Origin of the sequence: Pseudomonas sp. FSL R10-0399, from assembly GCF_009600165.1 — a bacterium.
GTDB lineage: Bacteria > Pseudomonadota > Gammaproteobacteria > Pseudomonadales > Pseudomonadaceae > Aquipseudomonas > Aquipseudomonas helleri.
The window spans coordinates 1-11,207 of sequence record NZ_WIWK01000154.1; the positions used below are offsets into that span (position 1 = coordinate 1).

Annotated in this window: 9 protein-coding genes; 7 read left to right on the plus strand and 2 right to left on the minus strand. The window is 53.9% G+C overall.

Going from position 1 to position 11,207, the window contains the following annotated elements; all coding sequences use genetic code 11:
- Positions 1-44: 44 nt before the first annotated feature.
- From GHO41_RS26805 to GHO41_RS26835, 7 genes are read left to right on the plus strand one after another with little or no spacing between them, the layout of a single operon-like run.
- A complete protein-coding gene (locus tag GHO41_RS26805; protein WP_153435115.1) occupies positions 45-662 on the plus strand; it encodes a bifunctional 2-polyprenyl-6-hydroxyphenol methylase/3-demethylubiquinol 3-O-methyltransferase UbiG in 618 nt (205 codons plus the stop codon).
- Positions 659-1,804: a M50 family metallopeptidase gene (locus GHO41_RS26810; RefSeq protein ID WP_174479322.1), complete on the plus strand. Its 1,146-nt coding sequence runs from the start codon at positions 659-661 to the stop codon at positions 1,802-1,804. The genes GHO41_RS26805 and GHO41_RS26810 overlap by 4 nt, the downstream gene beginning before the upstream one ends.
- A 10-nt stretch (positions 1,805-1,814) precedes the next feature.
- Positions 1,815-1,961 (plus strand): TglA family RiPP precursor, encoded by a 147-nt coding sequence (locus GHO41_RS26815; RefSeq protein WP_153435116.1) that lies wholly within the window; start codon positions 1,815-1,817, stop codon positions 1,959-1,961.
- Entirely contained in the window at positions 1,958-2,938 is a 981-nt protein-coding gene (locus GHO41_RS26820) for a DUF692 family multinuclear iron-containing protein (protein ID WP_371929051.1), read from the plus strand. Before GHO41_RS26815 ends, GHO41_RS26820 begins: the two co-directional genes overlap by 4 nt.
- Positions 2,928-3,734, plus strand: a complete 807-nt coding sequence (locus tag GHO41_RS26825) for a hypothetical protein (protein WP_048368866.1) — start codon at positions 2,928-2,930, stop codon at positions 3,732-3,734. Before GHO41_RS26820 ends, GHO41_RS26825 begins: the two co-directional genes overlap by 11 nt.
- Before the next feature lie 3 nt (positions 3,735-3,737).
- Positions 3,738-6,182: a lantibiotic dehydratase gene (locus GHO41_RS26830; protein ID WP_153435117.1), complete on the plus strand. Its 2,445-nt coding sequence runs from the start codon at positions 3,738-3,740 to the stop codon at positions 6,180-6,182.
- Positions 6,179-7,459, plus strand: a complete 1,281-nt coding sequence (locus GHO41_RS26835; RefSeq protein WP_153435118.1) for an MFS transporter — start codon at positions 6,179-6,181, stop codon at positions 7,457-7,459. The genes GHO41_RS26830 and GHO41_RS26835 overlap by 4 nt, the downstream gene beginning before the upstream one ends.
- A gap of 41 nt (positions 7,460-7,500) precedes the next feature.
- Here GHO41_RS26835 and GHO41_RS26840 read toward each other — a convergent pair whose 3' ends face one another.
- Positions 7,501-8,463 carry an alpha/beta hydrolase fold domain-containing protein gene (locus tag GHO41_RS26840; RefSeq protein WP_048369087.1) on the minus strand — a complete coding sequence of 321 codons (963 nt, stop codon included), beginning with the start codon at positions 8,461-8,463 and terminating at the stop codon, positions 7,501-7,503.
- Between the two features lie 528 nt (positions 8,464-8,991).
- Positions 8,992-11,207: AMP-binding protein (locus tag GHO41_RS26845; RefSeq protein WP_153435119.1), on the minus strand; the 2,216-nt coding region annotated here is incomplete at its 5' end.

Here is an 11,207-nt window from a genome sequence, read left to right on the forward strand (position 1 = left end):
CAGAAGGCCATGGCTATGCGGCATGATGCTCCAGCTTCAATTCAATGACCGTGTTGCACTCAGCTCCTGCAACCGCCAGCATATTACCCAGCAAAGGAAAACTACTTGATGTTGGATGCTCCGCTGGCGGCATGATGATTCCTTTCGCTAAGCGAGGTTGGTCAGTAAAAGGTAATGATCCTGACCGGGCCTATGTGGAGTACGGAAAAAAAATTGGACTTAGTATTGACTTGGTAGGAGCAGAACATATGAGCCCCCACGGAGACTACAATTTCATTATCATTAATGGTTCACTGGAACATGTTCATGACGTCAATAAAGTTATGCGACTTTGCCGTAAAGCCAGTGCAGAGAATGGTCTGCTGCTGATTGAAGGTCGGGCCTTGGGTTACGGTATCAAGCAAGGATTTTTAACCCATAATCATCGCCGCTACTTAACTACCAATAGCATCGAGCACTTGATGTACCAGCACAACTGGGAGCCTATACATACCACCCATGATCCCGTCTGCGGCCCCACCCGACCAGGAGCGGTTTTCGTATTGGGGCGAGCCTGTGTGAATATAGACTCTAAGCGTCTTGAAGGCATTAAGGCTCAGGGCCGCAAGGCGCTTCAAGAGGACCATATGCCAAGCCTACGCGCGTTACGCCCCCTTACATGAGTACTTCGACGTCATATCTCGACAAGCCGGGTGTCCAAGCCTGCTCCAGCTTCAGAAATGACCTAATCGCAATCCCGCCGGCAGCAGATTCTGTTACTCGACGCTACAACATTTACGATCCGTCTAATGACATAAGCTTTGAACTAGGCAAGGCCGAGTATTTATTGGCGTTACTTTTCGATGGACAACGAAACCTGGAAGATATAGCAATAGTTGCTCTTACGCAGTATCAGATAAAAGTAAACCTCGAAAAACTTGCCCAGTTCGAGCGCAAACTACTTAAACTAAAATTGCTAAGCAAACAAAACACCCCTAAAGCAAAGAAGTTTTACGACCCCGCAATGGGTATCACCTACGGCCCCTTTAAAAGATACCTTTTAATCAACCTTGTTAAAATCAATCCTCAGCCACTGCTAGATCGTATTTATCGGCTGATGCCTTGGTGTTGTTACGCGGTATTCGTTTTGCCATTGTTGGCGCTAGCTATTGCGAGCTTCATTTATTTAGGACTGCATTTTGACACTTTTATGGACGATGTTGGCAGAACCTACGTCCAAAGCTACAACTGGCTACTCTGGCACTTCCCGGTCATATTGACGTCCATCGCCCTTCACGAATTAGGACACGCGATGGCCTGTCGTCACTATGGAGTCAAGGTCAACGATTTCGGAATTGGTATCTACTTGTTGTTGGCCACCGGCTGGGTGCGTCCGGAACAAAAGCAATGGTCGCAGTTGCCGCTAAAGCATCGGGTTATAACAATTCTTGTGGGTCCTTTGGTCAGCCTACTGTATGCAGCTTCAGGCATTGTTCTATGGGCACTTTTCCATGATACGCAAAGCATTTTAGATACCCTATTTGTGGTCATGGTCGTGGCATCACTCGTCTCCCTCATACCTACTCTGCTACCCACCTTTAATGGCGACAGCTACCTGGCTATTACCGAGGTTCTGGGGCAACCGCGTCTGCGCCAGCATGCTTTCAACTATGTGAAACGTCATTGGAGGACCGCTCCTCTCAAAGATATCTCCCCCGCTTTGCGCAGACTCTACTGGAGCACATTCCTATTGACCTGCCTAGGCTGGATAGCCACTTGGTACTTTACCGTATTTTTCCTGATCCGCCTCTTCGACAACCCATAAGGACAACGCCATGAACCAATCAGTAGTTACTCTGGACACAGCCGAAACCGTTGAGCACACCGTCGACCTCATAGATCTACCAGATCCCATCTCTACTACCTTTGAGGGGTTTGATCTGGACGATATAGAAATTATCGAGAGTAAAGTTTTCGCGTGATCGTTCTGCGCTTCCTCGGATTGACGCCGAGGAAGCCTTTCTTTCTCTGGATGGGCAATTACATGGCTCACTTCGTTAAGCCCAAACCGATAGGTGTGGGAATCCAGTACAACCCCGAGATCCTTGAATGGTTTCCATTTGAGGAGATCGAAGTTGATATCTTGGAAATTCTGCTCGATAACATCATGGCCCCTATGGACGGCCCTCAGGTTATCAAACCCGCGGCCCAAGCAATGATCAATCGGCTGGCTGAGAAATTCACGCTACTGGCCCACTCCAATTATGGTTGCGACTTTGGCTTCAGCCCTCGTGAAGAAACCGCCGCGTTGAAACGTCATGTGCCCTTGGCCAAAATGCTAAAAAGCCCATGGGTCGCCAATCATTGTTTTTATGGCGACAACTCTTGGCTAGATATCTGGAGCAGTCCATTGCAGTTTTCCAATGCAGAAGTACTCCGATGCGCCGAGCGAGCAAAAACGTTGCAGTTTCATTATGGGATGCCACTGGCCCATGAAAACGCCGCCTATTACGTGCAATGCCCAGGTGCACAAATGCGTGAAGCCGAGTTTATGGCCCGGCTAATACAACAATCCGGAACTTTTTTGCACTTGGATTTACACAACATCTACGCCAATCATTTAAACCTTAAAAACTTCGACTTGCGCGACTACCTTGACACCTTGCCATTAGACAAAGTGATCTCGGTACACCTGGCAGGCGGCAGTTGGCACAACGGGCTTTATCATGATTGGCACGACTCGTGTGTACCCGAACCCGTCTGGGATCTACTTCAGGAGCTCATGTCTCGTGCGCAGCCTTCGGCAATTATCCTGGAATACCAAGGGCAGGCACACCATGCGCTTACACGCGTAATGGACTCTAACGACGAACACATGATCATCACGGATGTGAAACGCGCCCAGAAAATCTGGAATCACTATACAAAACCGATGCAGGAACTGACGCATGGATGCTGAGCAGGTCTGGACGTTATGGCGACGCCTCCTACGCGATGAAACGATGCAGCAGCAGATGTACCAAGCAGAGGGGGCGACTCAATGGTTAGATGGTCTCTCAGATGACGAACGGGTGATTATGCTTACCTACGCCAGCCAGTTTGAGAATGTGAAATGGCTTGTCGAAAACTATCAATTTCGCTTGATCAACTCGTTCATTAATGCGCTGGATACCGGCGCTCCGCTGACGTTGCGCGCACTACTTAACATTGGCCTGGATCTGCCAACACTCTCCAAGGAATTTCTGCGTAAGCACGCATGGTTTGATTACGGCCCCAAGGTGTATGGCTATTGCGATGCAGTACTGTGCTATCTGCTCGAACACCCGAAACTATCAGATTATCCGGAGATTCATGACCTAATGCGGCTTGAGCGCGAAGGCGTTCGCCTCTACACAGGATTAGTCCAAGCTCGCGCTTTAATACCAGAGCAGTATCAGCGCGCTGATAGCGCACGTGTATATCAGAGTCGGTATACGTTATCGCATTGGCTTCGTGACAAACATCATTTGGGAATCAGCAGTCTGGAGGAATCAAGCCAATGCATTCTGGTGTATTTGCCCAGCCCTGAGGCACGTCATAAATTTACGCTCATCTGCACACGCTCAGCGAACCTCTATAAATGTCTGGGAAGGCCACAATCGCTCGCTACATTGGCGCGGTTAACTGGTTCTGCAAGCTCCGAGCATCCTAGCGACGAAGATATGACACTGCTGAGAAAGCTGCACCAATTCAACGCCATATGGATACCCGTCTAGATAATGGAAAGCTCACAGTACTTCTGGCTACGTTCAACTGGCTTTCCCATTCACTACTTGACTGATCTTGGTCGACTCTCCGAGTTACCTGCATGTCGTGCCTTTGAGCAAGACTTCCGTGCATTTCAAGCGCTGAAGGCAATGATTCTTGAAGAAGCAAACTCACATTCCTTACTAACCTGCCGCAAACTCATCCGTAAACTCAACGAAGGCCAGTCCTTACTGCTTTCTGACCTACCACAAGCACTTCGCGAACCGCTTAACACCGCGGTACTGAAATGGAACGACTTATTGAAGCGGCTCGTCATAGGGGACGTTGCACGTCATGAATACAGCACTTATCTGGAAAGAGCACGCCAAGGACTAATTAATTTCCTGGATGATGACGCGGTAAGCGAGGCCTTGTTTATATCTAATCCATCGGCTCGGGCCCGCATCCAAGAACTCATCAAGGATCGGCACAGCAGAAGTGACTCACGGAAAAAACAGAAACTACGTTTGGGCTGGAGCTATGCACAACGTTTCTGCGCAAAAAACGATACCTCCAGTTTTTTCGGACCCTTGGCTTGGGGGCACTTCAAAGACCAGCAGATCGCCAATGTACAACTGACCCAAAATGACACTACATGGCTTAAGGATCGCCACACTTTCTTCGAGAACTGGGTGATGCAGAGACTGGTTGAACAGATCAATCAACAATGCCCAAATACCGACTGCATGCCTTTGAAACTTAATGCCAGTTGCTATTTACGTGAACAACACTTATTCATGCCAATAAATAAAAGCCAGCGTCTTACCCCCCTTACTGCGCAAGTACTCCACACCATCAACGCTCAACACAAAGAAGACGTTACATTTAAGCAGATATTGAATGCCTGCTCAGATATCTCACCCTACACTCTGCGCGATCTGCTGGATCACTTAGTTAATAAACGGATTGTGCGTCGAGGCTGGGATATTTCGCCCCGCGAGCGTAACCCTATCGTACGACTTCAACACTATCTGGCCACAACCGGGGTGTCTCCTGACTTCCAAAAAGCGTGGCATTCTCGCCTTCATGCACTTGAACAGGCACGCTGTGACTATGCCAATGGCGACCTGATACGCCGAACCGAAATTCTTGAAAAGTTGAATCGATTGCTTGGCGAGGCGGGCGTCGATCTCTGTAGGGAGTCTGGCACCATGTATGTAGGCCGATATCCGATTTACGAAGATTGCTCAAGAAACATCAACATCAGTTTTGGCCAAACAGTATTCCACCAAGTCAACAAAGAACTCGCACCGCTTATGCGCATAAATCAGTGGCTGATCAAAGCCATTGCACACCAGCTTAACAGTGTCTTCGTCGAGGCATGGGAGCAGCGCCAAGCTATTAACCCTTGCAGAACAGTAGATTTTCTTGACCTAATCAATACCTTGGCCCCTCTTCTACCCGCGATCGAAACTAGTATCATCGTAGATCTCAACCAACGCTTGGAAACAGCCTGGACGCAGTTGTTGCGAGAGTTCCCAGCGCAATCCGAGGTGCGTCTTTGCGCGACTGATATTGACCATCTAATTAGTCGGCTAAACAAGGATTTGGACGTTTCAGATTTCACCGTTTTCGGCAGTGACTATCACTCTCCGGACCTACTGCTCTCAAGCGCGTCAATCGAGGCCTTCAATCTTGGCCACTACGAAATAATCGTAGGAGAAGTGCATCCCGCGGTTCATACCCTTAGCCAGCCCGTTGCGGATCCATTCGGCCCCTACAATTCCCAGATTTGCCAACAGGTGGAAACTATTTTTCAGCGCCCTCGCCTGATACTGGCGGACTCGCCTGACAGCTATCAACGCTCGCACATCGACTGGCCATTGCAGCCATTTTACTTGCAACTGGTGTTGCCATCGGGGGGCGGTTGCGTCGAACCGCACCAACAGTTTGCCGCAGGCAGGGCAAAAGTCTTGTTTGTGAATGGGCGTCTGCAAGTGGTCGATACCCTTGGCCAATTCAGTGAAGACTTGCTATGTGTGTACCCCACTCCTTTACATCGAATTGGTTTTGCTCTAGCCGATAGCGCCGTAGCCAAACATGAGTACCGACGTATCTGGTTAGGTCGTACCCTCTATAAGCGCGCTTCCTGGCTATTCACTCGTGAGCAGCTACCGGAGCCTAAGGGCACAATCGAGGAACTTGAATATACGATGCAATGGCGAGCTTGGGCAGTGTCTCAAGGATTACCCCGCTACGCCTTTATCAAAATTGACACCGAACCCAAACCGCTTTTTCTTGATTTTGATAACCCCTTGTCCTTGGACGGCATCATCAATGCACTGAAGAGCGCTGGTCACGTTAAGTTCTCTGAAATGCGACCCGGCCCCGATGAACTGTGGCTTGAAGACGCCAGAGGACGCTTCTGTTGTGAAATACGCACAACCTTTTCCATAAATAAGGCTCTGGCGACATGAACAATGAGCAAACCGAGTCTTGCAACAAGGCTGCCCAAGAAGCTAAACATTCATTTTTTTATTTGTTTCTGACCATATTCATCCCCTTTGGCCTCGGTCATTTCGTGTCGTACCTGTTTCGCACAGTCAATGCCTTGATCTACGTGGATTTGGAACAAGAGCTGCACTTGCCGGCCAGTAGCTTGGGCCTGTTGACGGGGGTGTACTTTCTAACATTTGCTGCGGCGCAGATCCCGCTCGGTGTAATGCTTGACCGCTACGGTCCACGTAGCGTGCAGGCCCCCATGCTGCTATTTGCTGTAGTGGGTTCGCTAATTTTCAGTGTCTCCCACAGTGAACTGGGCTTGATAATTGGACGCGGCCTGATTGGTCTAGGGGTTGCCGGTTCACTGATGAGTGCTATTAAAGCGTGCGCTATCTGGCTGCCTGTTGAACGTCTGCCGCTAAGTACTGCGTGCCTGTTGTCAGTAGGCGGTTTGGGTGCCATGGCTTCTACCACGCCGCTGCATGAGCTACTGAAATGGATCTCTTGGCGAGAAGCTTTCTTGATTTTGGCTCTACTCACACTATTCGTCTGTGTGATCATTCATCTCAGCGTACCTCGCACCTATAAACCCAAGCACACCACACTCGCGGAAATGTCCAAGGCCGTGGGGACTCTTTATTCCTCATGGGTATTCTGGCGTCTTGCGTTGTACTCGGTGTTTGCCCATGCGATCTATATGTCAGTGCTGTCGCTCTGGATGGGGCCATGGCTAAGGGACGTGGCTCAATTAAGCGATTCCAGCATGGCCAATACTTTGCTCTGGGGCGCTGTAGCCATGGTGGCTGGTTCGCTGGTGTTCGGCTCGATTACCGACTACCTGCAGCGCTTTGGTGTACAGCCCATCATGGTGTGCGGCACCGGGGTTCTAATCTTCATCTCGTTTCAATCACTAATGATCAGCGGGCTGCACATATCGCCATTGTTGATTGCTATGGGGTTTAGCTTCTTCGGCACCTCTACCACCATGAACTACGCGATAGTCGCTCAATCGGTATCTCCCGAACTGGCAGGACGGGTCAGTTCATCGTTCAATCTGGTGGTTTTCGTACTCGCATTTATCTTGCAGTGGCTGATGGGGGAAATGCTAAGCCTGTGGCCGTCAACTGGACAAGGACACCCTCTGGAGGCTTATCAGTGGTCGCTGGGGATAATGATTGCGCTACAGATGCCAGGGGTGTTTTTGTGGCTGAGCTTTAAACCGTGGCGACTCAAAAAAGCGTCTGCGCGCTAAACCATAATGACCGCGACGCAGCCTGCGGCAGCTCCAACGGGTTACTTTGCCAGCCTTTTATCCAGCCAACCCGCCACCCGCCCATGGATCTCCGGCACTTGCTCCAGCAGGCCGCTCATGCGCATAAAGTCGTGGGTCATGCCGGGTTCTTCCAGCAACAGCACGTCGTTACCGGCTTGTTCAAGCTTGCGGGCGTACGCCAGGCCTTCGTCATATAACGGGTCGTAGCCAGCCAGGTACACCAGCGCCGGGGCCAGGCCGCTGACGTCCGTTGCCAGTAACGGCGAAATCCGCCAGTCCTGCAGCGCCTGTTCACCCTTGGCGTAATGCCCGTAAAACCAGTCCATGGTCGCGGTTTCGAGCAGGTAGCCCTCGGCGTAACGCTGATGGGAGTCACGCTTGCAGCTGCCATCGGTTACGGGATACAGCAGCACTTGAGCGCGGGGCACGATGGCGACTTCTTGCGGTTCCTGCACCGCGAGAATCGATAACACCGTGCTCAAGGTTCCGCCCGCACTGTCTCCGGCAAAGGCCACCCGCGAGGCGTCCAGCCCATGTTGACGGCCCTCACGCAGCAGCCAGTTCACTGCATCGCAGGCGTCATGCACGGCGGTGGGAAACACCCACTCCGGGGCTAGCCGGTAATTGACCGCCAGCAAGGCAAAATCCCCGGCCGCCGCCAACCGGCGGCACAGCGAATCATGGCTGTCGAGGCTGCCAATGACATAGCCACCGCCATGAAAATAAACCACCACCGGCAACGGCCCGACCTCAAGGCCAGGACGACGATAAAGCCGCGCCGACACGCTGAAACCATCACGCGCCGGGATGCGCACGTCGTAGCTGTCCACCGCCGTCAACGGCACATCGAACACGCTGGCGCTTTGCTCGAACTCGCTGCGGGCCTGGACCGGGGTCAGCGCATGCATGGGCTGGGTCTTGCCGGTCATGCGGCTGAATTCAGCCAATTCTAAAAATGCTTCCAGTTCGGGCAACACCGACATTTCTACTTTCCTCAATAACAAACTGTTAGTGGGGCCGCCCGTCGTCGGCGCCAACTGTCGCGCAGCAAACAGGCCGCCGATTTTCTTCAGCATCCCCCAATCGATTCCCTCTCCTTCGGGAGAGGGCTAGGGTGAGGGGCTTTTGACTTGAGTACATATCCGTTGCTGCGGCAACGGCCACTTAGGGTTCCGGCCTTACGCCGCGTCACTTTGCAAAAGCGGCAAAGTAACCAAAACGTTTTTGCCCCAACCCCTCGGTGCCTCGCTCTGGCTCGGCATGCCCTCACCACAGGCCTTGCTCCGTGGGCCCGCCGCGATCGGCCATCCATGGCCGTGTCGCGGCTAACCCGGCTTCCTGCCTGGTTACCCTCTGCGCAAAACCTGCGTTCGGCCAGCGTGGTTTAACGGGGCCTCTTAGATCAAAAACCAGATCAAGATCAAAAGATCGCGAGCAAGCTCGCTCCTACAGATTCTTTAAAATCAATCGCTTAGTTCATATTTGATAACGATCTTTTGCTCCGCCCCCGTTCAAGCCAGATCAAGCTGCACAGCCAACAGGTCATCCAGTTGTGCCAGCAATCGCGCATGGCGCATCAATTCGTAATGGCCGCCACTCAGCACCTCATGGCTGGCGCCCGCGCCGATTTGCGCCGCGTGCACCCGGCGCTCGTCTTCACGGCCTGCCACCCACCAGTGGTGGGCCTGCACCCGAGTCTGCGGCAAGCAGCGCTGGGCCAACGCCAAGTGCTTGAGCCGTGCACCCACGGCGAAGATCTGGCTCAGTTCTGCCGCCCCTAACACGCCATGTTCATGGGTGGCCAGCGCTGCTTCAATCACCTGCTCGGCGCTGTGCTGCTCATCCGCCATCAGCGTCTGCGCCTCGGCCTGCGTCACGCCCAACACAAAGCGCAAAAAGTCTTGTAGGTCTTCACGCCCGTCACTGGCTTGCGCCGTACCCGCCACGTAGCTGTCGACCAATCCGGCAAACGCCACTTCCTGGCCCTGGGCCTCCAGCTCTTGCGCCACCAGCAAGGTCAACGCACCGCCCAGCGACCAGCCCAGCAGGTGATACGGGCCGTGGGCCTGCTGCTGGCGGATATGCACGGCGTAGGCCTGGGCCATGGTTTGCAATGAGTCGTCCTGCCATGCCGGATCCAGCAACATTCGGCACTGCACTCCATAGACGCTGCGGCGCCCGTCCAATTTACGGGCCAGCGGTTCATAGTCGAACACCGTGCCAAACCCCGCGTGCAGGCAGAACAACGGCGGCACGCCACTGACCCGGCTGTTGAGCGCCAACAAAGGGTCCGGCGCAAAGGCCGCAATGTGCGGTTCATAACCGCTCAGTTGCGCGATGCAGGGCTTTTGCATCAGGTCGCGCAGTTTCAGGCTGAAGCCCAAATGCGCCTGATGACGGACCTGCGAGATGACTTTCAACACCTGCAACGAGTCGCCGCCCAGCTCAAAAAAGTTATCGTCGATACCGACTTGCTCCAGGCCCAGCACGTCTTGCCAGATCTGCACCAAGGCCTGTTCCAGCGCATTGCGCGGCGCGCGGTAATGGTCTTGGGCGCGCTGGGGCTGTGGCAAGGCGCGGCGATCCAGTTTGCCGTTGGCCGACAGCGGCAACCGAGCCAGTTGCACAATCTGCGACGGCACCATGTAGTCCGGCAGTTGCGCCTGGAGCTGCTCTTTCACCTCGCGCTCAAGGCTCTGACCGGGCGCGGCAACCACATAGCCCACCAACTGCTTGCCGGTGACACCCTCAAAGACGTTGACTGCGGCGTCCTGCACCCCCTCGCACTGGCGCAGGCGCGCTTCGATTTCGCCCAGTTCGATGCGGAAACCGCGGATCTTCACTTGTTGGTCCAGACGCCCCAAGTAATCGACTATGCCGTCTTCGCGCTGGCGCACCAGATCACCGGTGCGATACATGCGCCCGCCCTTGGCATCGAACGGGTCCGGCAAAAAGCGCTCGGCACTCAAACCGGGCTGGTGATGATAGCCACGCGCCAGACACTCACCGCCCAGGTACAACTCGCCGCTGACGCCCACCGGCAACGGGTTCATGTCCGCATCCAGCACGTACACACCACGCCCGGCCACGCTGCGGCCAATCGGCGCGTAGGCGGCGTCACACTGCTGCGTCACCTCGGCGCGCCACAGCAGCGGCGTGACCACTGTTTCTGTCGGGCCGTAGCCATTGACCAGACGCTGCGGTTGCAAGGCGCGTTTAACCAGTTCAAAGCTGGCATCCGGCACCGCATCGCCGCCAAAGCAGTAGGTGTGCACCGCTGGCGGAGGCCCTTGGGTCAGCGCCACTTCGGCCAGTTGTTGCAGATAAACCGGCGGGAAGCACGCCACATTCACCTGCTGCTCACGCAGCACCTGCAAGGTCTGCTCGGGGGTCCACAAGTGGTCGCCACGAATCACCAGGCTGCCACCAGCCAACAACACACTGAGCCAGCGTTCTTGGGCACCGTCGAACGCGAACGACATAAAGTGCAATTCACGGCTCGCCGGGCTCAGCTCATACAGCTCGATAATTCCCTGGCAATGTCGCGCAATCGGCTCGCGGGCCACCGCCACGCCTTTAGGTTGGCCGGTGGAGCCCGAGGTGTAGATCAAATACGCCAGGTGCCCGGCCAATGGCTGCACGGGGTGCGGCGTGCCTTGAACGTCCGCCAGTGTGTCCAGCTCCAGCCGCGCCAGGGCCGGATCAAACGCCACCCGCTGATCGTCGT